Annotated in this window: 20 protein-coding genes and 1 riboswitch; of the genes, 2 read left to right on the top strand and 18 right to left on the bottom strand. The window is 32.9% G+C overall.

Annotated elements, in window-relative coordinates:
• Window positions 1-331: 331 nt before the first annotated feature.
• The 11 genes from mmuM to AN960_RS21585 form a co-directional block, all read right to left on the bottom strand.
• On the bottom strand, window positions 332-1,285 hold the full coding sequence (gene mmuM, locus AN960_RS21635; protein ID WP_056476226.1) for a homocysteine S-methyltransferase: 954 nt from the start codon (window positions 1,283-1,285) through the stop codon (window positions 332-334).
• Entirely contained in the window at window positions 1,260-2,669 is a 1,410-nt protein-coding gene (mmuP, locus tag AN960_RS21630) for an S-methylmethionine permease (protein WP_056476222.1), read from the bottom strand. The genes mmuM and mmuP overlap by 26 nt, the downstream gene beginning before the upstream one ends.
• Before the next feature lie 83 nt (window positions 2,670-2,752).
• Window positions 2,753-2,859, bottom strand: a riboswitch (SAM riboswitch).
• 270 nt (window positions 2,860-3,129) lie between these two features.
• The gene (locus tag AN960_RS21625; RefSeq protein WP_056476218.1) at window positions 3,130-3,705 is read right to left on the bottom strand and encodes a competence protein ComK; all 576 of its coding nucleotides are present in this window, start codon (window positions 3,703-3,705) and stop codon (window positions 3,130-3,132) included.
• A 315-nt stretch (window positions 3,706-4,020) separates the two neighbouring features.
• Entirely contained in the window at window positions 4,021-5,310 is a 1,290-nt protein-coding gene (gene aceA / locus AN960_RS21620; protein WP_056476215.1) for an isocitrate lyase, read from the bottom strand.
• A gap of 18 nt (window positions 5,311-5,328) precedes the next feature.
• Window positions 5,329-6,915, bottom strand: a complete 1,587-nt coding sequence (gene aceB, locus AN960_RS21615) for a malate synthase A (protein WP_056476212.1) — start codon at window positions 6,913-6,915, stop codon at window positions 5,329-5,331.
• A gap of 423 nt (window positions 6,916-7,338) precedes the next feature.
• On the bottom strand, window positions 7,339-8,616 hold the full coding sequence (locus AN960_RS21610; protein WP_056476210.1) for a M48 family metallopeptidase: 1,278 nt from the start codon (window positions 8,614-8,616) through the stop codon (window positions 7,339-7,341).
• A gap of 166 nt (window positions 8,617-8,782) precedes the next feature.
• Entirely contained in the window at window positions 8,783-9,256 is a 474-nt protein-coding gene (locus AN960_RS21605) for a toxin-antitoxin system TumE family protein (protein WP_056476207.1), read from the bottom strand.
• Window positions 9,234-9,998: a hypothetical protein gene (locus AN960_RS21600; protein WP_056476205.1), complete on the bottom strand. Its 765-nt coding sequence runs from the start codon at window positions 9,996-9,998 to the stop codon at window positions 9,234-9,236. Before AN960_RS21600 ends, AN960_RS21605 begins: the two co-directional genes overlap by 23 nt.
• 272 nt (window positions 9,999-10,270) lie before the next feature.
• Window positions 10,271-11,803 (bottom strand): fatty acid--CoA ligase family protein, encoded by a 1,533-nt coding sequence (locus AN960_RS21595; RefSeq protein WP_056476203.1) that lies wholly within the window; start codon window positions 11,801-11,803, stop codon window positions 10,271-10,273.
• A 149-nt stretch (window positions 11,804-11,952) separates the two neighbouring features.
• Window positions 11,953-12,942 carry a lipoate--protein ligase gene (lplA, locus tag AN960_RS21590; RefSeq protein ID WP_056476200.1) on the bottom strand — a complete coding sequence of 330 codons (990 nt, stop codon included), beginning with the start codon at window positions 12,940-12,942 and terminating at the stop codon, window positions 11,953-11,955.
• Window positions 12,943-12,952: 10 nt separating this feature from the next.
• Window positions 12,953-13,687 (bottom strand): MBL fold metallo-hydrolase, encoded by a 735-nt coding sequence (locus AN960_RS21585; RefSeq protein ID WP_056476198.1) that lies wholly within the window; start codon window positions 13,685-13,687, stop codon window positions 12,953-12,955.
• Window positions 13,688-13,867: 180 nt separating this feature from the next.
• On the opposite strand from AN960_RS21585, the gene yhfH reads away from it, so the two are divergent.
• A complete protein-coding gene (yhfH, locus tag AN960_RS24165) occupies window positions 13,868-13,999 on the top strand; it encodes a protein YhfH (protein WP_082459635.1) in 132 nt (43 codons plus the stop codon).
• Window positions 14,000-14,135: 136 nt separating this feature from the next.
• Here the strand turns inward: yhfH and hemY are convergent, their stop codons facing one another.
• The 4 genes from hemY to AN960_RS21565 all read right to left on the bottom strand — a co-directional run bounded on the left by hemY (window position 14,136) and on the right by AN960_RS21565 (window position 20,128).
• On the bottom strand, window positions 14,136-15,557 hold the full coding sequence (hemY, locus tag AN960_RS21580) for a protoporphyrinogen oxidase (RefSeq protein WP_056476195.1): 1,422 nt from the start codon (window positions 15,555-15,557) through the stop codon (window positions 14,136-14,138).
• 27 nt (window positions 15,558-15,584) lie between these two features.
• The gene (gene hemH / locus AN960_RS21575) at window positions 15,585-16,517 is read right to left on the bottom strand and encodes a ferrochelatase (protein ID WP_056476192.1); all 933 of its coding nucleotides are present in this window, start codon (window positions 16,515-16,517) and stop codon (window positions 15,585-15,587) included.
• Between the two features lie 23 nt (window positions 16,518-16,540).
• Entirely contained in the window at window positions 16,541-17,584 is a 1,044-nt protein-coding gene (gene hemE / locus AN960_RS21570) for a uroporphyrinogen decarboxylase (RefSeq protein WP_056476188.1), read from the bottom strand.
• A 408-nt stretch (window positions 17,585-17,992) separates the two neighbouring features.
• Window positions 17,993-20,128, bottom strand: a complete 2,136-nt coding sequence (locus AN960_RS21565; RefSeq protein WP_056476186.1) for a transglycosylase domain-containing protein — start codon at window positions 20,126-20,128, stop codon at window positions 17,993-17,995.
• 197 nt (window positions 20,129-20,325) lie between these two features.
• Here AN960_RS21565 and AN960_RS21560 point away from each other — a divergent pair, with 197 nt between their 5' ends.
• Window positions 20,326-21,525: a M20 family metallopeptidase gene (locus tag AN960_RS21560; RefSeq protein WP_082459634.1), complete on the top strand. Its 1,200-nt coding sequence runs from the start codon at window positions 20,326-20,328 to the stop codon at window positions 21,523-21,525.
• 47 nt (window positions 21,526-21,572) lie between these two features.
• Here the strand turns inward: AN960_RS21560 and AN960_RS21555 are convergent, their stop codons facing one another.
• From AN960_RS21555 to AN960_RS21545, 3 genes are read right to left on the bottom strand one after another with little or no spacing between them, the layout of a single operon-like run.
• The gene (locus AN960_RS21555) at window positions 21,573-22,301 is read right to left on the bottom strand and encodes an EcsC family protein (RefSeq protein ID WP_056476181.1); all 729 of its coding nucleotides are present in this window, start codon (window positions 22,299-22,301) and stop codon (window positions 21,573-21,575) included.
• 12 nt (window positions 22,302-22,313) lie between these two features.
• Window positions 22,314-23,534: an ABC transporter permease gene (locus tag AN960_RS21550; RefSeq protein ID WP_056476178.1), complete on the bottom strand. Its 1,221-nt coding sequence runs from the start codon at window positions 23,532-23,534 to the stop codon at window positions 22,314-22,316.
• Window positions 23,531-24,268 carry an ABC transporter ATP-binding protein gene (locus AN960_RS21545; protein WP_056476175.1) on the bottom strand — a complete coding sequence of 246 codons (738 nt, stop codon included), beginning with the start codon at window positions 24,266-24,268 and terminating at the stop codon, window positions 23,531-23,533. Before AN960_RS21545 ends, AN960_RS21550 begins: the two co-directional genes overlap by 4 nt.
• Window positions 24,269-25,286 lie beyond the last annotated feature (1,018 nt).

The following is a 25,286-nucleotide window of genomic DNA, read 5'->3' as shown; positions in this document are numbered from 1 at the left end:
CTAGGAGAAGATTACTTTGATAAGCAAAGACAAGAATCTATTGTCCGCCATTCTGTACGAAGACTAGAAAACTTAGGCTACACAGTGAATATAACAGAAGCCTCCTAGTCTATTAGATCAGTCCATATATCACTAATAATGAGTAGCTACACTTTTTTTAAAAACGAATGAGCTGCTTCTATTTAGTGTTGCCTTTTTACTCATTTTTCAGAAGTTTATTTTCATGGTAGTTGAATAACTTTCAGAAATATGAACAATTTTTTGAGTAACTAAATGAACCTCTTCATTAACTTTAATTACGAATAAATAGTCCCCTTCACCTTCAATTGGTTCAATACTCGGAAGAACGCCACTTGTTCGATATCTCCTCAATGTGATAAGGTGTCGTTCTGCAGCATCCACCTATTAAACGTGCACCTGCTTGGTACCATTCTTCAGATTGAATATCCAACACGTTACATTGTTCATGACCATGCCATGTTTTTGTTTCTGGATTATAAGTTTCACCAGAATTTGGATAAACAATAATCGGTTTTTTGGTGTTTGCCCTCAACTCTTGTATTGCACCAGTCACAACGGTTACTGGCGCACAATTGATGCCTATCGCTACAATTTGTTCACTTTTCTCAAAAACTCGTGCACACTCTACGAGTTTTATACCTTCACTAATCTCTTTCTCATTTTTTAACGAAAAGGAAAGCCACGCAAATGTTTCTGGAAACTCACGTAATAATGTATCTAATACTCTTGCTTCTTGCAAAGAAGGAATCGTTTCAAATGCCAATAGATCTGCACCTGCTTCAATTAACGCTGACATTCTCGAACGGTGAAAGTCTGCTAATGTTTTATCTGTCACACCATAGTTGCCTACATACTCTGAACCATCTGCAAGGTAAGCCCCGTACGGCCCAACCGATGCAACAACCAATGGTTTAGGCCTATTCGTTTGCTTATTTTCCTTCCAAAAATCATCTCTTGCCCTTCTTGCAAGTAACACCGTTTTCTTAATTAATTCCAAAGCTTCCAGTTCTTGTATTCCACTCGCGGAAAAACCACTAATAGTAGCTTGATAGCTTGCTGTTATGGCACAGTCCGCACCAGCACGAAAATAGTCCGAATGAACCTGATAAATAAGTTCCGGATTTTCTAGTAACACACGTGCCGACCAAAGGGGATCGTCCAAATTACATCCATGCGCCTCCAATTCTGTAGCTAATGCTCCGTCAAGAAGCATAATGGAATGTTGGGATAAAATAGCATCAATTGGATTGACTTTGTTCGACATAATCTACGCCCCTCTTTTTTAATTTTTTTGTTAGATAATAACTTCCATAGCAAAACAAAATAAACGGTATGCCGCAATATAAGGCAATTCTCTGTGTTGGATCGAATGCAATTCCAATACACGATGCCAGACAAAGGATAAAAGAAGCAATTGGTACTAATGGATACAGTGGTGTGCGATAAATCAAGTCCTTTTCAGCATTTCCTTCTTTCAAAAATTGTCTGCGAAATAGGAACTGGGAAGCACTAATACTCATCCAAACTACAACTACTGCTAGACCGGAAATGGAAACAAGTACGATATAGACAGTATCTGGTGCCACAATACTTGAGAGCAAAGCCAAAGCTCCACCCACCATGCTGAAAATGACGGCGTTGATTGGAACACCTTGCTTCGTCATTTTTCCAAAAATCGGAGATATCGTATTCTTATTAGCAAGCGACCAAAGCATTCTAGAAGAGGCATAAAGGCCTGAGTTTGCCGCAGATAAAATAGCTGTTAAGATAACGAAATTCATTACGTCAGCTGAATATGGCACCCCAATTCGTTCTAGAACTGCAACAAAAGGGCTCTCTAATACACCAGCATCGGAAATAGGCAATAACGCAGATAAAACAAAAATCGTTCCTACAAAAAAGATGATCAATCTCCACAGAGTAGTTCGAATGGCCTTCGGTATCATTTTTTCCGGGTTCGCGGTTTCTCCAGCTGCAATGCCTATTAATTCTGTTCCTGAAAAAGCAAAATTAACCGCAAGCATGGTCATTATAATTCCCGTAGCACCATGAGGAAATAAACCTCCACTTGTAAAATTAGAAAATAATGGCGCTGCTTTTGAATGACTCATCGGAAGAAACCCTAGCATTGCCGCTGCTCCTAAAACAATAAAAATCACAATAGCTATAACCTTTATCGATGAAAACCAAAATTCGGATTCGGCGAAAAATTTAACAGTCATGACATTTAATACAAAGATCAAAATGGCAAAAATAGCACTCCATATCCAAACATTAATCGATGGAAACCATCGCTTCATAAGTAATCCTGCGGCTGTAAATTCAGAACCTAAAGCAACAGTCCAAGTTAACCAATACAACCAGGCTACTGTATACCCTGTACCCGGTCCAATGTATTTAACTGCATAACTGTGAAATGAGCCCGTTTCAGGCATATGTACGGAAAGCTCTCCTAAACATAGCATAACTAGATAAACCACTAGCGCACCAATCAGATAGGATAGTATTGTTCCAAACGGGCCAGCTTGTTGAATAGTGTAGCCCGAGCTTAAGAATAAGCCAGTTCCAATCACCCCACCAAGTGATAGCATGACTAAATGACGTGCTTGCATGTTCCTTTGAAATTCTTGCCCATTTTTGTTCCCCATCTCTACTCTCCTTTAGTTACTATCCAGAAAAAACAAAAACGCACTCTAAAAAAGAGTGCGCTACTGACAAATAAAAACAAAAGCTCTCATCTATCAGGTTAACACCCGCTGGAATTAGCACAGTGTCTACTTAAGCAGACCTGTTGCTGAGGCTTCAAAGGGCCAGTCCCTCCACCTCTCTGGATAAGAAATATTTTTTTATAACCATATCAATCCATTCGATAATTGTCAATATAATTCTGTTTTTTTTAAAAATTATTAATTATTGACTTACTATTTTATCATTTCTTATGCAACTAAACTGCCATTATATTGAATAAGATTTCAACAATCTACTTTAATAGATCCTACTAATTAAGAATTAAAAGGACTAATTTTCATAAATATAATTTCCAAATAATTCCCATAAAAAAACTACTTTACTATATGTTAAAGTAGTTAAATTTTTAATCTTTCATTTTTATTTTTCGTGTATGGATATTCCTTTTATATATGATGTAATTTCGTTATCTGGGATTAATTTGTAAGATTTTTGTTGGGTATTTTCAGGGTTGAGTCGGTCTTCATAAATAGCTCTTAGATGTGCAGTTCGGTATAGTTGGTTTTCAAATGATCCACGAGATATTTCTAATGGAAGTTCAACGCCGTTAAAAAATTCAACCACTGATCGATTGTATTTACCGCCTCTGAAATTAGCAACATGATTGTAGGAGATCCAAGAGCATTCTACTTTTAAAGAAGATGAAGTGGGGAAAAAGAAAATTTGATTCATTGAGCTGATCGCTATTGGTGGTTTATGGGTGATGGAAATCATTTGTTTAGTTCCTTCACGCCTACCCCGGTAACTACTCCCGAAATAAGCACAGCTTCTTTCAATAATTTCAATCGGTTTCATTAAAACATAAAAACTATCATCTGTTTCATATACCTTTGAAATCACAACTAAGTCGACCGTAAATTCTGGAATGATTGCCATTGTCGACTTATTAATCTCGTACTCATTTAATACTTTAACTTGTCCTTTCACATGATTCATCCTTACAACTCCTTCTGTTATTAGTATTATGAAATGTTAAATCTTATTGGCTTTAATTGACTCTCCCTCTTCCTTAATTAAATAATTAAATAATTAAATTAAAGGCCAACAATTAAGTTTAACAAGTTCAGATAAAAAATTTTAACATGAAGTATAGTAGCAACATTGATGTTAGAGAAATAATATCATAAATCTTTATTTGTAATATCATTTTTTAAATACTTTAACAAAAGTGTCATTGTTTACTAAATTTTAGGATAAAACCCAATAGAAAAACCACCTTTTTCACATTTGAAAAAAGTGGTTTTTTACTAGTTAATTAGATGAAAATTGTTGTTCTTCAGTAGAACCTTTAAGAGCTGTTGTTGAAGAAGTTCCTCCAGTAATAATTTGAGCTACTTGATCAAAATATCCTGTTCCAACTTCGCGTTGGTGTCTTGTCGCAGTATAACCATATTGTTCGCTTGCAAATTCAGCTTGTTGAAGTTCTGAATATGCTCCCATTCCTCGATCTTTGTAGTTTCTAGCTAATTCAAACATACCAAAGTTTAATGCATGGAATCCAGCAAGGGTAACGAATTGGAATTTATAACCCATTGCTGCAATTTGTTGTTGGAATGTCTCAATTGTTTCGTCATCAAGTTTCTTCTTCCAGTTAAATGATGGTGAGCAGTTATAAGCTAGTAATTTACCTGGGAATTTTGCATGAATAGCATCTGCAAAACGTTTTGCGTCTTCTAAGTTTGGCTCTGACGTCTCACACCAAACTAAATCAGCATACGGTGCATAAGCAAGACCACGAGCAATTGCTTGATCTAACCCCGCTTTCGTACGATAAAAACCTTCAGGTGTTCTTTCACCTGTAATAAATTGTTGGTCGACTGGATCAATATCACTTGTAATTAAATCTGCTGCATCTGCATCAGTTCGTGCAACAATAAGGGTAGGAACTCCCATTACATCCGCTGCTAAACGAGCAGAGATTAAGTTACGAACCGCCGTTTGTGTTGGTAATAATACTTTCCCACCTAAATGACCACATTTTTTCTCCGAAGACAATTGATCTTCAAAATGTACACCTGCCGCTCCTGCTTCAATCATACTTTTCATTAATTCAAATACATTTAATTGCCCACCGAAGCCAGCCTCTGCATCTGCCATAATCGGTGCGAAGTAATCGATTTCTTCTCCACCTTCAACAAATTGAATTTGATCTGCCCGTTGGAAAGCCTGGTTAATTCGTTTTACAACTGCTGGTACAGAATTTGCCGGATATAAGCTTTGATCTGGATACATTTGACCAGAAAGATTCGCATCAGCAGCTACTTGCCAACCACTTAAATAAATAGCCTTCAAACCTGCTTTAACTTGTTGAATTGCCTGATTTCCAGTTAACGCTCCTAGTGCATTTACATAGCTTTCTTCATTTAAAAGCTTCCATAACTTTTCTGCACCTTTTTTTGCTATTGTTTGTTCAATATCGATTGATCCTCTTAATTTAATTACGTCTTCAGCAGTGTATGTTCTTGTAATGCCATTCCATCTAGAATCAAGCTCCCAGCTTTCTTGTAATTCAGCAATTCGCTTTTCACGATTTTTCGTCATATTCAATTCCTCCTAATTTTATAAAAAGTTATATCCTTTTAAAGTCAGAAAGTCAGCAAATTCATCGTTGCTAATTAACTCATCAAATAATTCAATTGCTTCACTAAATCGTTTTGCTTCAAATTGTTCTTTCCCTATTTCTAGTTGAAGCTTCATCATTTCTTCATGTTTTAATGAATCTACTAATTGTAAAGTAATGTTTGTACCATCCTCTAAAACACCTTTTTCATGACGCACCCATTGCCAAATTTGTGCACGCGAAATTTCAGCAGTCGCAGCATCCTCCATTAAGTTGTATAGCGGCACCGCGCCTCGACCACTTATCCATGCTTCAATATATTGAATTGCAACTGTTATATTTGTTCTGAGACCTTGTTCAGTAATGACACCACTTGGAATCTCTAAAAGATCCGCTTCAGTTACATTAACATCCTCACGTTTTCTATGAATCTGATTGGGTGTTGGCATAAATTGATTAAACTGTTCAAGTGCTACAGCTACTAAACCAGGATGAGCTACCCAAGTACCATCGTGTCCATCCTTTGCTTCACGCTCTTTATCTTTTCTTACCTTTTCAAATGCAACTTCATTTCGCTCTTTATCATCTTTAATTGGAATTTGAGCTGCCATTCCTCCAATTGCAGGAGCATTTCTACGATGGCAAGTTTGAATAACTTTTTGAGAATATGAACGCATAAAAGGTACTTCCATTGTCACAACAGAACGATCAGGTAAAATAATTGATTTGTCGTATCGCATCATTTTTATAAAACTAAAAATATAATCCCATCTGCCACAATTAAATCCCGCTGAATGATCCTTCAATTCATAAAGTATTTCATCCATTTCAAATGAAGCAGCAATTGTTTCGATTAATACAGTTGCTTTAATCGTTCCAACAGGTATATTCAATTCATTTTGAGCAAATAAAAAAACATCATTCCATAATCTTGCTTCCAAATAACTTTCCATTTTTGGTAAATAAAAATAAGGTCCTGAGCCGTTTTTAATTGCTTGTTTCGCATTATGAAAGAAATAAAGTCCAAAATCTACTAAGCTACCAGACATATTTTCACCATTTACAGTGATATGTTTTTCTTCTAAATGCCAGCCTCTTGGTCGAACTAATAGTACAGCTGGCTTCTCTTTTAACTTATATGTTTTTCCTTTTGAATGAAGTGAAATTGTTCGATTCACAGCATCTCTTAAATTAACCTGACCCGAAATGATATTTTCCCAAGTTGGAGAAGTAGCATCTTCAAAATCAGCCATGAAAACAAACGCATCAGAATTCAATGCATTAATAATCATTTTTCGATCAACTGGTCCTGTTATCTCTACTCTTCGATCTTGTAAATCCTCTGGAATAGGTGCAATTGTCCATTCACTTTCACGAATGTGTTTTGTTTCCTCTAAAAATTGAAGCTTACCTCCATTTTGTAACAAACGCATTCTTTCTTTTCTGTTTAATAACAGCTGTTGTCTACGTTGATCAAATTTCAGATGTAATTGCTCTAAAAAACTTAATGCTTCGGTCGTAAGAATGTCAGTTGAACCCTCTACATGATTACCGAGAACTTTAATTTTTGAAAGTTCAGTTGTCATATGATTCCTCCATTCAGTTATATAACAGATATTGATTACTTATGTTATTATATAACAGTATATTCGGATTTGATATTAAATTCTGAAAATATTTCCAAAAGAATTTTCGACAGCTTAACTTTTTAGAAAGTATCTTGTGAGTCCACTGATACCCAAATTTTTTTATCTTGATCGAAAGGTCCATCATATTTTTCCAAAGTAAAAATCTTCAATTTGTGTTCCATTGTCTTTGATAAAGTTTAGTAAAAGAATAATAAAGGAAACACACGAATTAATTAGTAAACATTTGATACTATGTATAATTAAGACATTTGAAGTGCTTCTAAATTTTTCTCAATTAAAATTTCACACAATAAAAAAGCTTGTAGATATTGGTACAGAACCAAACAATCTACAAGCTAAACATTCAACAAAGGATTTACTCTATTTATTGTTGTTTCTTTTTTCAGCTGCCTCTAAATACCTCATTCTTTCCAACATTGTCGGATGATCATATCTAAACAATTTCACTAAAAATGGTGGATTTACTTGAGACAAGCTGTTTTTGGATAACTTTTGAAACGCTATAATGCCTGCCTCTGGATCATGTGTTAGCTTAACTGCATATAAATCTGCTCTTTTCTCGGCACTTCTTGAAAATGCATTTGATACTGGATCAGAAATAAAGCTTACTACTCCACTAATGATTAAAAATAGTGTTAAGATGACGGCCATTTTTTCAGTAGAATTACTGCTTCTACTCTTCGATAGTACATACCTCATTAATAAGTGAATGATATACAGACCAACTAAACTACCTGCTAGCATACCAAACATTGATTTATAAATGTCTTTGTGGACGTAATGTGACATTTCATGAGCCATGATGAACATAATTTCATCTTCAGTTAGCCCTTTAAGAGTTGTATCCCATAATACAATCCTAGCGTTTTTACCTATACCAGTAACATATGCATTATAAGTAGTTGTCTTAGTGGACATATTTACTTCATATACCCGATGTGCAGGAATATTTGCTTCTTTAGCAAGGGTAATAATTTTCTTTTCTAAATTTTTATCTTTTAATGGGTAAAAATCATTATATAAGGGATCAATTACTACAGGCTGAATAAACGTTAAGAAAATTGTAAAAGGAATACTTAATAGCCATGCAGTTAACCACCATTTCTTTGGTTGCTTTTTGATTAACAAATACACAACATACATCACAAAAAACATCATGGCAAAATTTATCCAAAAACCAATCATTTCATCCTTCATCCAAGCATTAAATGTTTGGACAGATAAACCATATTTCGTTGATAACTTAAATCGATAGAAATCAAGTGGAAATGTAACAATATATGTAACGACCGAGACAAAGAAAAAATATAAAAGGACTTGTATAAACTTAAATCTAGTCAACTTAGATAAAGAGTCACCTAATCTTTCAATTGTTCCACTTAATAATAAAAGTGATAATACAATCCAATCGATCGGTAAGCTAATAAAATAAAGAACATTTTTTAATGTGCTATAACTAGAGCTTAGATTAGCTTCTTTATGATTCATGAATGTATGTGGATCAACAAATGTTCCTTTATATTTTGAAGGTAGGTCAGAAGTCGTAAAAACATAAAAGTATAACAGGACTAAAATGATATAAATAAGATAGCCTAGACAGATAAATTTGGTTAATTTAGATTTAGTTGCTTTTTTCATAAAATCTCCCCCCATTCTCTATATTATCAACTTTGTCCAATTTTTTAGAACTTCAACCTATTATATTTTTAAATACTGTAGTTGAATTAGAAATTAAATTACTACTAAATATAAATATAAAAAATAAAACCACGACTAGTATATCGTAGTTTAGAATAAACATTTCTCACCTAGGATTTAAATGTTTTTCTCTTATTTTCGCATACAGATGGAGCTTGATAAAATCTAATACTTTTTGCAAGCACATAAATTCTTCATCTTTTTTACTAGCTTTTGCTAGTTTATCGAATCGATCCTGTCCGATATGTAAGTGGAAAGGATCAAACTCCTTTACATCCTCTTGTGCTTCGTCGTGATGGTAATGGTTATGAAATTTCATAATCGCACCAGCACTGCTTTCCCAATCATAGAAATAAGCTACAATTTTATCTGTTTTTTTATCTATGTATTCAATACATTTTAAATCAGGAATGTCTGATTCGAACGTAAATTTTATCCTTTTAGCCTGACAATACACATTGGGACCAAAGTGTTTAGGGATATCAGTACTCGGGAAATTTTGAATTTCTCGAATTATATCTTTATAATATAATTCAATTAAATTAAATTTTGTTCTTTCAATCCCAATTATTTTCTTCATTTTTTGCTCTGTTTAAGAAGAAAGACCACATTGATTTATCTGTATCCTCTTCTGGTGTTAATTCGTCCCATTTTTTATTTCCAAATACTTCTTCAAAAGTACCTTTGTACTTATTTATAAAGTGCTCATTATACAGTCTAATTTGTTCTTCTTCTGTCACAACTGAGAACTCGCTTTCAAGCATTTCTCTTTCTTTTTGATCCTTATAATATGCTTCAGCAATATCTTTTAATTTTAAGCGAACTCCAGTTGGAGCATCAAATAAAGTGTTTGGATGAAATCGTAGTTTTGCATTGGTACTAGAGCGCCCAACAATAATAACTCGTCCATCCTCATGTTCAATAAAAAACTTTCCTTCTTTTACCCAATTATTTATTGTAGTTATGCTTACATATAAAAATTTTGATAACTGTCCAGTAGAATATCCTTGCATTTCTTTTGGTAAACTTTTTGCAACTTTAGGCTTTATTACAAGTTTTCTTTGTGGGTTCTCAACAGTGTCGAAAGCTAGAAGCAATAACTCAGAAAGCATTTTTTTATTTTCTATTGATACTGCTGAATTATAACGTTGGTTTGATGAGGGATTTAACTCGACAATGTTGTTCATCATTTTAAAAAATGCTATTCGAAAATCTTTATTTGAAAAAGATTTCGATGCCCAATCCTTAAAGTCCATTTCTTGTAATTCTAAAGCAGACTCTTGAAAAACTTTTTTATCTTCTTTAGTTAATGGCATTTCCATCACCTCTTGCCTCCATTCTATCAACAACTGCAAGCAACTGCAATTAACAAAAACTAACTAAAAACTTATTAACTATTATTATTTTATAAATAAGAATTTATACCTTTAAATAATTGAGTACAAATTTCTATACAAAACGACTTGTTAAGCTAAATTACCAATTACATGTGAATCATATGAAGCTAATAAAAAATCAATCTTCACACAGGTTTTTACCTCTCTTAAATCAAAAAAGTACAACCTTATTCAGGTTGTACCTCTATTACCACAATTTATTGTACAACTGAATCTTTCAACGCTCTTCTAAGTATTTTACCAGTTGCATTTTTTGGTAGTTCTGGAATGAATTCTATTGATCTTGGTACTTTATATTTTGCTAAGTGCGCCTTGCAATATTCTGATAAGGTCTCTACACTTAATGAAGGATTTTTGGAAACAACATAGGCTTTTACACTTTCTCCGAAATTATCGTCTGGTAATCCAATCACCGCACATTCAACAACATCTGGATGATTATAAATTACCTCTTCAACTTCACGAGGGTATACATTATAGCCGCCAACAAGAATTAATTCTTTTTTACGATCGACTATATAGAAATAACCATCTTCGTCTATTCTTGCTAGATCACCAGTATATAACCAGCCATCTCGTATCGTCATTGCCGTTTCTTCTGGCATATTATAATAGCCTTTCATTATATTTGGTCCGCGGACGATTAATTCACCTACTTCACCAACTGCTACTTCATGACCAAGAGCATTTACTACTTTATTTTCTACATTGCTAATATTTGTCCCAATTGATCCTGCTTTTCTTGGGCGATCTAACGGATTAAATGTCGTAACTGGTGAGGCTTCTGACAATCCATAACCTTCAGATATAATAACTTTAAATTTCTTTTCAAAATTCTCTAGAAGTGCAACCGGCAATGATGAACCACCCGAAATACAAAGTCGAATTGACTCAAAGTCTTCTGTCTTTCCTTCAGGGAATTGATATAAGAAGTTGTACATTGTTGGCACACCTGCAAATACAGTTGCTTTGTATGTACGAATTATATCAAATATTTCTTTCGGGCTAAATTTAGGCACTAAAATAACAGTAGCTCCATACATTAAAGGCGCGTTTAAAGCTACAGTTAAACAAAATACATGGAAAGCAGGTAATGTTGCAATTACCTTTTCTGTACTTGAAAAGCTTAAGAAGTGTCCAGCATCCATCGCATTCGAATATAAGTTTTTATGCGTTAACATAGCTCCTTTTGGTTTTCCTGTTGTACCAGAAGTATATAAAATGACTGCTAAATCATCATCATGTAATTTAGGTCCTTTGAAATCTTGATCTCCAAGTCCAACTACATTTGTAAACGATTTCAATTTATTGTTTTTAAATTCATAAGGATTTTCTTGTTTTGTTTCACAAATAATGAAGTGATCGATATTAGGAAGAATCGGTGAAGCTTTTTCTACTAGTGGAAGAAATAAGTCTAAGGTGATTACTGCTTTTGCGTCGCCGTTTGTTAATATGTATACTAATTCATCTGGTGCATAAAGAGGATTAACCGGTATTACAGCCGCTCCGACCTTCAGCGCACCATATAGTGCTATAATAAAATGAGGGGAATTACCAACAACTAGAGCTACTTTATCTCCTTTTTCAATACCTAATTTTGAGAGCCCACTCGCAAATTTCGTAATATAAGTCTCTAGTGTTGAGTATGAAAATGTCTGCCCTTCAAAGATAATAGCAGAATGATTTGGATGCCTCAAAGCTGATTGTGACAGTGTTTCAACTAAATTCAAGAAAAACTACCTCCTTTAAATATTAAAATTTAAAATATTCTAAATATATTATATTGCTAGAAAACAGTTCTGACAAGTGAGAAAACTAGCACTTTTTAGACTTCTAATTATTTAACAAACAAAAAAAAGAGTAGTTTCCTACTCTTTTTTTAAAATAATAAACTCATAAATTCTTCTTTCGTTACTTTCCCAAAATAATGGGTAAAATCAACTTCATTTAACTTATTTTCAATCTCTTGTTGATCAAATTTACTGCCAATCAGAAGCTGTTCTATATCAGATACATCTCCTACCCCAAAGAAGTCACCATAAACTTTAACATTCTCAATGATTCCTTTGTTAACATCTAAACGAAGATCAATCGAACCAGCTGCAAATCTTTTACTTTGTTGAATATTGCATTTAGGAGATTTTCCAAAATTCCAATCCCAATTACGGTATCTACTCTCAGCAAGTTCTTTAATATTTTTTATATCCTCATCTGTCCATTCATATCGTTCTATTTTCCCATGTTCTTTAAAAATAGATTGTAAAATTAAATCCTTAAATTCTAGGATTGTTAAATCGTCTTTTAAAAATTCTTTAATGTTTGCGACTCTACTTCGGACTGATTTAATTCCTTTAGATTGAATTTTCTCTAGCTTTACATTTAATGCATTTACAACTTCATCTATATCACTATCAAACAACAATGTACCGTGGCTAAACATTCTACCTTTAGTAGAAAATTGTGCATTACCTGAAATTTTTCTACCTTCTGCTAATATATCATTTCTTCCACTAAGTTCGGCATTTACACCGAGATCTTTTAATGCCTCGATCACTGGCTCAGTAAACTTTCTAAAATTATGAAAGCTGTCACCATCATCTTTTGTAATAAAACTAAAGTTAAGATTTCCTAAATCATGATATACCGCTCCACCACCAGATAATCTTCGAACAACATGAATGTTATGATCGTTTACATATGAAGCATTAATCTCCTCGGCAGTATTTTGATTTTTACCAATAATGATTGAAGGTTCATTAATATAAAATAAAAAATATGTATTTTCAGGATCTAGATTTTTTAGCGCATATTCTTCCATCGCTAAATTTAATGTTGGATCCGTTATTCCCCTATTATCTAAAAATAGCATGTGTATCCTCCTAAAGTTTTGATTTCCATTCAAATCCTGTATAGGCTAAATGAACAAGTCCATTATAATACTTTTTGGCCTCAACTTTTAAATCTTTTGTATCACCTTTATGCGGAAGATGTGATAAAAGTAATTCTTTTACATTTGCTTCATTAGCTATTGTCGCAGCATCTTTACTGCTCATATGTCCCACTTTAGCTCCATCTTGGTTTTCATACATATTACAATCACTTATAAGTAAATCCGCATTGGAAGAAAACGGTATGAACTCTTCCGTAAAGCTTGAATCCGCTGTATATACGACCGAATGATTTGCCGTTTCAATTCGCATCGCGAAACAATCAACCGGATGAACAGTCTTAAGAAAACGGATTGTAAATGGGCCTAGATCAAGGGCCTCATTTGGTTTATATTCATATCCCTTTGTTGCTTCTTTATATGTTAATGAATTAAATTTTTCTTGATTAAAATTATGACCATAAATAGGTAAAGCAAACTTATCCTTCCCAGCGTTTACTAGTTTGAAGTATTGTAGTACTCCTATATCTGCAATATGGTCATGATGATAATGCGACAGGATTACAGCATTTAGGCAATTAGGCTCTATGTAATTTTGTAAAGTAGCTAATGCACCTGAACCACAATCAACCAATAAATTAAAATTTTTTGATTTAAATAAATAACATGAAGTTGCCTCACCTTTACCTGGATAGCCGCCCCAATAACCAATAACGGTTACTTTCATAAAACAAACACACTCCTTTGTACTTATTATTTCTATGAAAATTTAAATTTATAAGCTTGTCCTTACTGTTTAACAAAAATAGGCATTTAGATTATTTTTTAAAAATTGTACTAATACAGATTGACACAAAATAAGTTGTAGTAATACAATACTAATAAGTTAACTAAAGGAGAGGGTATCATGCTTGCAAAAATGTCCGAATTTTTAAAACTATTACCAAAGAAAGTATGTAAACAATGTAATTCGACGATTGAAGAACAACATGATTGCTACAGTAACACTTGCTCAAATTGCTTAAAAGATAGTTTTTAAGTTAAGAGTCTTTTAGGAGCACCATTTTTTAGGATGAAATTATTAAACATTTTATTAGTACAGAGGCCTAATAAAAAGAGCAACCTAAAAGTATCAATATACTTTTTTGGTTGCTCTATTCTTTACTAGATTGTATTTAATAGGCCTTAACAGCTTGTTTTTCACGTGTGAACAAGTATTCAATTGTATCCGATACTGCTTTTTCACCTTGATCTATACAGTCTGGTAAGCCGGACCCATAAAATGAGCAACCGATCACCGATACACCAGGCATTTCCTTTTGTAAATATTGTTCCATATTTTTCGTACGCTCTTTATGATTAATCGTATATTGAGGCATAGCATCTTTCCATCTTGAAACAATATAAAACTCTGGTTTTTCAGTTATATCCATCGTTTTTCTTAAATCTTCTAAAACAATTTCAACAAGTTCTTCATCTGTTTTATCGACTATTTCCTTATTGTAAGGGCGTCCAACGTAACAACGTAAGAGAACCTTACCTTTTGGACAAGCATGTGCCCATTTTTTATGAGTCCATGTACACGCTGTTATATTATAATCATTGTTGCGTGAAACAACAAAGCCTGTACCATTTATATCCTTCTTAATTGCATGCTCTGGAAATGCAAGTGCAACATTCGCAACTGATGTAGAAGGAACTTTTTTGAAAGGCTCAAATACAGGTTTATTGTTAAATAATTGTGGAATGAAACGATGAGGTACCGTAACGATAATTGAATCTGCTTCAATCTTTTCATTATTGCTAAGTACAATCTCATATTTTTTTCCAACTTTATTTATATTAACTACTTGTACACCTTTTAAAACTTCTTCTTGATCTAACTCTTCTTCAATTCGTTCAACGATTGTTTGAAGACCTGTACTTACAGTCTGGAAAATTCCTTTTCTCGGACCTTTTGATTTCTTTACAGGCATTTCTTTTTTCATGCCTAAAACAATACTTTGATGTTTTTGTTCAATTTGGAAGAATTGAGGAAATGTTGCCATTAAACTCATTTGATCAATGTCGCCTGAATAAATACCCGATAAAAGGGGCTCAATTAGATTCTCAACTACTTCATTACCAAGTCTTCTTCTAAAAAATTTACCTAATGACATATCTCCTTGGACATGTGTTTTTGGTAAAACAAAATCTAAACCTGCACGAATTTTCCCTGCTGGTGAAAATAGACCAGAAAAAATAAAAGGCTTGATTTGTGTAGGGATCCCCATGTTTGAACCTTCTGGCATACCATGTAATTTATTATGGGCTAACACATAAGATTTTCCAGAAGAGTTAAAAACGATTTGGTCTTGGATACCTAAGTTTTCAGCTAAACGAAATGCACTTTTTTTCCTTGCCAAAAATGAGTCAGGACCACGCTCAATAACAAATCCATCTTTTCTAATCGTTTGTATTTTTCCTCCAAGCCTTGAAGAACTTTCAATTAATTGAATATCAATCGGAAGATTATTTTTTATTTTTTCTTGTTTTAAATAGTAGGCAGATGTCAATCCAGTAATACCGCCACCAATAATGACAACCTTCTTATTCACTTCTTTACCTCCTATTTCAAAACCATATTATTGTTCGTTTAATTTTCTTAATACAACCGTACTAAGTCCACTAATAAATAATGGATCTGTATTAGGCATCGGTGGACGAACATATGCTTTTTGAATTTCATCTGTTACATGTTTACATTCTATGTCATTATCATAAAGTACTTCTAAATGCTCACTTACAAAGCCTAATGGTAGATAAACGTAAGTTTCAAAATCATAATTATCATTCAATTCACGTGTTAAATCTTGTACATCAGGTCCAAGCCAAGGGTCTGGTGTATTACCAGCACTTTGCCATCCTAGAAAATAATGACGAATATCAGATTGCTGAACGACTAACTCAGCAGTTTCCTTAAGTTGATCCGGGTATGGATCTCCATAAGAAAGAATTTTTTCAGGTAAACTATGCGCTGAAAAAATAAAGGCCGTTTTCACACGTTGCTCTTCATTCATTGGTTCAAGAATTGCTTCCACTTCACGTACCCAATATTGAATAAATCGCTCTTCTTTATACCAATCATCTACATGTATAATTTTTGGTCCGTCAATTTTTTCAGAATGATTTGTAGCACGTTCGTTATACGATTTCACACTAAACGTTGAATAATGTGGTGCAAGCACGATACTAACTGCTTTCGTTATACCATCTTTTTTCATTTCATCTACTGCATCTTCAATGAATGGTTCAATATGCTTCAGTCCAATGTACATTTTGAATTCTACATTGTCTTGGATCTTATTTAAATCTTCTTCTAATGCTTTTGCTTGTTCGCTTGTTATTTTTGCTAAAGGAGAGATTCCTCCAATTGCACGATATCGTTCAGTCAGTTCTTCTAGCGCCTCTTGTGAAGGCTTTCTACCTCTACGAATATCTGTATAATAACGCTCAATATCTGATTCTTTATATGGCGTGCCGTAAGCCATAACTAATAAACCGATTTTTTCTTTCATGTCATCACCATAGTCCTTTTATATTAAGCTTTAACCCTTGATGAATACTCATGTACAAAACTTGTTAATCGTTTAAGAGTATCAGGATTTACTTCAGGGAATACCCCATGACCTAAGTTGAAAATATGACCTGGATTTGCCATACCCTCATCTAATATTTCCTTCGCACGTTTCTCAATTTCTTCCCATGGTGCTAATAAAAACGCAGGATCTAAATTACCTTGAAGTGTTTTCGTAATCCCTAAAGAGCGAGCTTCTGTAATAGAAGTTCTCCAATCTAGACCAATTACATCTACAGGTAGTTCATTCCATTCATGAATTAAATGGCTTGCTCCAATTCCAAACATAGTAGTTGGAATATTATCTTCTTTAAGTGCTGCAAAAATCTTTTCCATGCATGGTTTAATATAAATGCGATAATCATTCGCATTCAAAGCACCAACCCATGAATCAAATAATTGAATTGCACTTGCCCCTGCTTTAACTTGTGCCTTTACGTATTTGATTGTCATGTCTGCTAAATGATCCATTAAAGCAAACCATGCTTCTGGCTCTGCGTACATAAATGATTTTGTTTTATTATAGCTTCTAGACGGTCTACCTTCGATCATATAGCTAGCAACCGTAAAAGGTGCACCTGCAAATCCAATTAATGGAACAGAAAGTACTTCTGTTGTTAATAATTTAATCGTCTCATAGATATAAGGTAGTTGCTCTTCCGGATGAATATCAGTTAACTTTTTTACATCAGCTAATGAACGAATAGGATTGCTTATTACAGGTCCTACTCCTGATTGAATTTCTACGTCTACTCCAATTGCAGGAAGTGGAGACATAATATCTTTATATAAAATAGCAGCATCAACATTATATTGGTCCACAGGTAGCGCTGTTACGTAAGCGCATAATTCAGGTTGATGTGTAATTTCAAATAAAGAATATTTTTCTTTAATTTTTCGGTATTCTGGCTGAGAACGCCCTGCTTGTCTCATATACCAAACTGGTGTATGCGTTACTTCTTCTCCTCTAATCGCTTTAAGAAATGTATCGTTAAAATCTTTTTTCATCCTTCAAAGTCTCCCTTTCACTATTCCAAACTCTACTATTAAATATACTGATTGAACCATTAATTGTATAGAAAACTCGAATTTTGACACATAATGTTCACTGATTTTACAATTTTTCACAATTAATAGGTCTATTTTACTACCAGACTTTTCCCATTAAAAATTATATCAAAATATGTCTAAAATATCGAATTAATAATCTTTATTTATTAATACTTTTTATAAAATAAAGCGTTTTATTATTCGCTTTAAACGATTCAATCAATCGTTATCTCATAGTTCAATCTTCTTAATCTCTTTACTAATCTTTTTTAACAAATACAGTTTTTAAGAACATAGTTTTAGTAGTAATAGGAAATAAAAAACTCCCCTTCAAATCATTTGATAAGAAGGAGAGCCTTAAAATGTCTATTCCTTATTTCTTATGTTGGGTTTGACAAGTTTAGACCTCTCACCTTCTTCTTTTGTTTGAGGATTGTACGGTACTACATAATAAGAAGGTACATTAAATACATTTACAAAGGAATCTTTGTACTCATCTAAACCAGTAACAGTATCTATTAATTTTTCTTTGCCATTCTTCACTCGATAGATTCGATATTGTTGTCTGTGATCAGTTGGTGCATTCCAATTAATGACGACAGTGAATAATCCAAATGGAGAGAATGATACTTTTGATTGAACATTAGAAATAGGCTCTAAATTTATCGGTGATTCTAAATCGTCTATATTTTTTGGCTTTTTAAATTTTGTTGATGGTTCTCTTCCTGCTTCTTTTAAAATCTTTTTAAATAATATGGTTGGATATGTACTACCATTTCTTAAAAAATGTTGTGAATCTGTTTTATCATATCCCATCCAAATTGCGCCTACTACGTCTGGTGTATAGCCTACAAACCAAGCATCCTTGTTTCCATTTGTTTGGCCAGGTATATTTGTAGATCCCGTTTTACCAGCTAAATCACCATTGAAGCTTCCTCTGCTAGCTGTACCTTCATTTACAACACCTTTTAGCATTTTTGTCATATACCAAGAGGTTTGTGATGAAAACACTTTATATTCCTTAATTTTCGCTTCGGCAACTAATTCATTGTTCCGATCATAAATTGCATTAATTACAAAAGGCTCTAATGCATCTCCATCATGATCAAAGGAACTATATGCTTTTACTAGCTCCAATGGAGTTAAACCAATCTTAAGTCCTCCAAGCGCCATACTTAAACCTTTATCGGGAATATTCAAATCCATTTTTTCTAAATACTTTTTTGCATTATCAATTCCAATATCATTTAATAACCAAACTGCTGGTACATTTGCTGACTGAATTAATGCATTAAACATCGAAATCGTTTTCGTATAAACTCCATTATAATTTTTCGGTTTATAGTCTCCTAACGCACTCTGTTCATTAGGTAATAAAGAATACGGATTGTAGTTTCCAGTTTCAAGCGCTGGCGAATATACGAGTAAAGGCTTCATTGTTGAACCAGGTTGTCTTTTCACGTTAATTCGATTTAAACCTTGAAAATAGTAATTTCTACCTCCAATTGCTGCCTCTACACCGCCTGTTTCGGAGTTTATTAATACGAAGGCTCCTTCTGCATTTTGATCAGTTCCAGGAAAATAGTTTCCATTTTTAAAATATTTATAGGCGGTTAATTGTGTCTTTTTATGGATTGGAACGACAACTTTGTATCCACCATTTAAAAGTTGATCATAGGAAATTCCATATTTCTCTTTTGCTTCTTTTATAACCATATCAATATATGTAGCATATCCGTTTTCAAATTTTTGTTCCGTAATATGTAATACTGTTGGTTTGATTTTGGCTTTCTCATACTCAGATTCAGTTATATAATGCGTATCTAGCATTTTATAAAGAACAAGATTCCTACGTTCTAGAGATCTCACTGGTTGAGTGATTGGATCATAATGTGATGGAGCCTTTAATAATGCTGCTAAAGAAGCACTTTCTTCAATAGTCAAATTTTTAACATCTTTCCCAAAATAATATTTTGCAGCTCCGCCAATACCATATACCCCGTGACCGAAATAAACCTGATTTAAATACATTTCTAGTATTTGATCTTTTGTATACTTTCTTTCTAGATTAATTGCTATAATAACTTCCTTTGTTTTTCTCATAAATGTTTTATCGTTTGTCAAAAATACATTCTTTGCAAGTTGTTGAGTAAGTGTACTCGCACCTTGTACTTTACTAAATGCTTTTATATCATTTACTATAGCCCGAAAGATTGATTGAGTATCAATACCGTGGTGCTTATAGAAACGCTCATCTTCAATTGAAACTACTGCTTGTTTAGTATAATCAGGTATATCACTAATTGAAACGATTTGATGATTTTCATTATATAGCTTTGATACAAAATTCCCCTCTAAATCTACCATTTCCGAAGATGAATGGACGACTAACTTATCTTCATCTATAACATAATTACCTAAGAAAACGATTAGTATAAATCCTACAAAGCTAATTAGTAGGACACTTAACAGTCCTATTGCTAAATATCCCCATTTTTTCAATTATTTCACCTTCATTTCTCTTACCATATAACAAATAGTATATCCATTTATTCCCATGAATAAGTCATTATTTCCTTTTTTTCGATGTATATTTCCTTGGAAATACATTTTTCGTCATTTCCTAATTGAAGATAATTTTGAAGGATATCAATTACATTTCTTGAATAGGTTATATAGATAGTAAGTAGGAGGGTGAAATAATGTCAGATTTATTTTCTTTATTAGATTCATATTATCCGGAAATGGTATCTACACGAAGATACTTGCATGAAAATCCTGAGCTTTCATTTAAAGAATACGAGACAGCAAAATTCATTCAAAACTTTTATCAACAATTAAATATTCCATTTAAATCAAATGTCGGTGGAAATGGTGTTGTTGCTACAATTAATGGTCGAAACCCTGGAAAAACAATCGCTTTACGAGCTGATTTTGACGCACTACCAATTCAAGATGAGAAAAATGTTCCTTATTCCTCAAAAGTACCTGGCGTTATGCATGCATGTGGTCATGATGGTCATACTGCTACACTATTATATTTAGCAAAAGCACTTCATGAAAAAAAAGATTCATGGGACGGTAAAGTTGTGTTACTTCACCAACATGCAGAAGAATATGCACCAGGTGGAGCAATTTCTATGATTGCTGATGGATGTTTAGACGGTGTAGATGAAGTTTATGGAACTCATTTATGGGCAATTGAAGAATTAGGTACAATTGGTTATCGAAATGGACCAATTATGGCGGCAGCTGATCGTTTTTCAATCACAATCCAAGGTCAAGGTGGTCATGGTGCGGAACCCCATCGAACAAAAGACAGTATTGTAATTGCTAGTCAACTTGTTATGGCACTTCAACAAGTTGTTAGTCGAGAAACAAATCCAATTGACACTGTAGTCTTATCGATTGGAAGTTTCGAAGCAAAAAATGCCTTTAATGTAATCGCCGATCGAGCAACCTTAATAGGAACGGTTCGTACGTTCAAAAAGGAAACACAGGAAAAAGTAAAAAAACAAATAGCTAGAATAGTTAAAGGAATTTGTCTAGCAAATGATGTTACATACGAATATAAGTACGATGATGGATATCCTCCAGTAGTAAATCATGAAAAAGAAACTGATTTATTAGTTAAAGTAGCCGAATCAATTGATGAAGTTAGTCACTTAAAAGAAATGGACCCTAAAATGGGCGGAGAAGATTTCGCATACTACTTACAAAAAGTACCAGGAACTTTCTTCTTCACAGGAGCAAAACCTCATCACGTTACAGAAGCATATCCTCATCACCATCCAAAATTTGATTTTGATGAAAAAGCTATGCTAATTGCAGCAAAAACACTAGGGTCTGTGACATTAGCTTCATTAAAACAATCACAAAAATTAGTTGAACAAAAATAAAAATAAAAAAAGGAGAACTTTTAGTTCTCCTTTTAGTATGTAACTCTTTAAATAAGCTCTTCCTTCTTCTTCATATACCTTAATCTATAAGCATTTTTAGCAGTTTCACCTAATTGTTCAAGAAGTTGATAATTTACATAAGCTCCAACCGGTGCTCCAATAATAGGTACTAATTGTAGAAGTTTCGCTAAATCGATATGATCTCGATATTCTAGTTGTAATTGCTCCCAATTGACTTGGGGATTTTCATCTACTTTATCTTCCCACTTTTCAATAACCTGAAATACTTTTTTTCGATGGCTATCACTTGAAAAAGCAAGTTGAAAAATATATAGCATGAATTGTCGTTCAAGCTCATCTTTAGGCGAGTAGCCATATATTTTTGCAGCCTCAACTAAAAACCTAATTTTTATTCCCAGTAATAACGGAAAATCGGCAAGACCGAGTAATATTCCACCCGCTCCCGTTCCAGCACCTTCTACAGCTGAAATCTTTTTGTACTCGTTTAACTTTTTATCTAAGATTAAATCTCTTTCTCTAAGTGTTAATGCTTCATACTCTTCACCACTGCCATTAAAAACTGTAGACCCACCCATAAATAAAACCATCATATTTTTAACGGTTTTTGTAAGCAGATCTTGGATTTGTTCTGGCAATAATGATTGAAGCTTTAACTGAACTTTTTTTGCAGATGTTTGAAAAATATTTGAATCGGACATTACTTTTTGTTTCCATCTTGATAGTTCGTACTGAATACGAAGTTCATAAGAATCCATTTTGTCCACCCTTTACAATTTTTGTGGCTTACTTAACCTTTTATGCACATAAAATTTAATTAACCACATTGAAAATAAAGTATACACAACGATTGCAATAATAAAGTTTAAAATTGTTAAGCCCTTTATTAAACCAATGATACTAAAAACTAAACTACATATTATCAGTAGTATATACAAAAGTGTCGAAATAGATTTTTTATTTTCTTCATTTGTATAAGGATAAATTTTCCACAACAAATGATAGTTGTACTGTTTTAAAATTGACATATTCTGTAGTGAAATTACGTAAAGAAATAAAATGCCAATCAATATTTTCCCAATTGTCGTTGGCACCAAGTAAACTACAAACCCGCCTACGAAAAGTTGTCTTAAAAACATGCTTAAATAGTTACCATTTCTGATAAATGTACGAACTAGTAAATAATTCGCAGCATTTCTCATTTTAATTTTATTAATGATTGGATCGGCCCATTTTCTTCGCTTAACTTGTTGTTGAATAGACGGCACATCAGTAAACATATTCGCAAACCGATAAAAAGTCGCTAATCTTGAGGTATCAAGTTTAACATTTCTTTCCCATTGTACTCTTTTATTTTTACTACCTATTTGAATAGATAATGCATAAACAGCTAAAATTACGATCATTATTAAAAGGAAAAAACTGCTCCATTTACTTAATAAACCATAAATAAATAAGAAAGTACCTAGCAACCTTAAACAATAATCAAAAGCTCGGTTTAATACACCACTATTTGTAAGATGTAAGAATGAAACAAAAAGATTGTATCCTTTTAATAAGAAAATTATTACCATAAAGACAATAAAACTTGTTGTTTGTCCTAGTGAAAATTTCTTATAAATTGGATAGATCACACCTAACATCATTAACATTAAATAAGCTTGAACGATGTACGTAATTAAAAAGGATCGGACAAAGTAATTTTTCATCTTTTTTTCTAAAGGTAGTAAATAATGTACATCAGGTCCTTTAAAAAAAGTAGTTACTTGTCCTGTTACAACAAGAAAACTGAAAAGGATCGAAATTAATAAAATAGCCGGAAAGTCTGGAGAAATTGTTTTTAGCATTTGTTGATAATAATATGCTCCTCCACCAAACCCAAAAACAATCACAAATTTTATATGATCATTAAAAATATAACGACCATATTTACTCATTTCCTTTATGAAGCTCCTATACCGTGCTAACCATAATTCTTTTATCGTACTCATATTTCTTTTTCCTTCGTTGCAAATATATAAATTTCATCCAATGAAGCATTTGGCATATTATATTGAGTTTGTAATTCGTTTAATGTACCTTTTGCAATAATGACTCCTTCATGCAAAATAATAAATGAATCACAATAAATTTGAGCAGTCGATAAAATATGAGTAGACATTAAAATGCCTGCTCCTTTTTCTTTTTCATTGTTCAAAATCTCAAGTAAATCATTTATCGCGATTGGATCAAGCCCTAAAAAAGGTTCATCTATTATGTATAACTGTGGTTGGACAATAAGGGCACAAATGATCATTACTTTTTGTTTCATCCCTTTAGAGAATGTCGAAGGAAAATATTTTCTTTTATCATTTAATCTAAATGTTTTTAATAACTCTTCACTACGTTTTTTAAAATCCTTTTCAGGAATATTATATGCTAAGGCTGTAATTTCAAGATGTTCCTGTAAAGTTAATTCATCATAAATCATCGGTGTTTCAGGAACATATGATATGCTGGCACGATATGCTGTTGGATCTTTATCAAATGAATCACCATTAATTAATATGTCACCTTTAGAAGGCTTCAATAGGCCTAAAATATGTTTTATTGTCGTACTCTTACCAGCACCATTTAGCCCGATCAACCCGACTAGCTCTTTCCTATTAATCGTAAATGAGACATCTTTAACGACAGGCTGTCTAGTGTATCCACCTGTGACATCTTTTACATGCAATAAAGTCATTCTTTACAAATCCTTTCAAATGTACTTTTCCTATAAATTTTATTGTATCAAATAATAATCTTAACTTCCTTATTATCATATTTATGGAATACTAAAAAAAAATCCTTCTTTTTTTGAATACTATTTTAGGTTAAGGGTATTATAATTCTTGAAGGGAAAGCAACACACTTTCCAGTTCAAAATTTGAAATGAGGTGTGTGTTAAAGGAAATTTAATTTGCGTTCAAACCTAAGTCAGAAAATTGTTTAAGTGAAATGAGGTATCTCCAAAGATTAACATCGTTGTCATATACAGCAATGCAAAAATCTAAGGAGATGGTGCGCTTGAACATGATCTATAAAAACAAAGGTCATTAGTATACCAATTTGTAAATGAGGTGTCTCGAGCAGAACATATAATTTATTTATAGGTGTACCAATTTATTGAACATTTAAGCAAATGAGGTGTCTGTTAAAGACAATTTAACTTATTAACCTAATATTTTTTCTAAATTCTTTCCCCTTCATCAAGGAGCAACTATTAGTTGCTCCTTGTTTTATTTTGTTGAAAAACGATCTTGTCAATTAATTTTAAACAGTTGTAGATCAATTAAAATCACAAATGATAATTTAATCATTAATAAATGTGCACTTAATGTAGGTTTTATTTCTTGCATTTCCATGGAGTCGAGTATACTTTCGATCCAATCATAAAGATATTTACTTTAAAGCTACTTCCTTCTATTACTTATACTCTTATTGATCCAATAAACAATAATTAACTTAAAGCTCCATTACTTTCAATTATGTCTTCTTTTCACTCTCCGTTTTCTCGCTTTTCCCCTAAACTTTCGGCTGGCTTTTAAATTTTCTTTTGTTTTTAAGAATACTTTCGTTACTGCAGGGCATTATAATTCTTGAAGGGAAAGCAACACACTTTCTAATTCAAAAATTTGAAATGAGGTGTGTGTTAAAGGTAATTTATTTGCGTTCAAACCTGTGCAAGGGTATTTGTTAAAGTGAAATGTCTCCCCAGATAA

Source organism: Bacillus sp. FJAT-25509 (assembly GCF_001420605.1).
Classification (GTDB): domain Bacteria; phylum Bacillota; class Bacilli; order Bacillales; family Bacillaceae_G; genus Gottfriedia.
The sequence above is the reverse complement of the archived record's forward strand: the minus strand, read 5'-3'. Positions and strand labels throughout refer to the sequence as shown.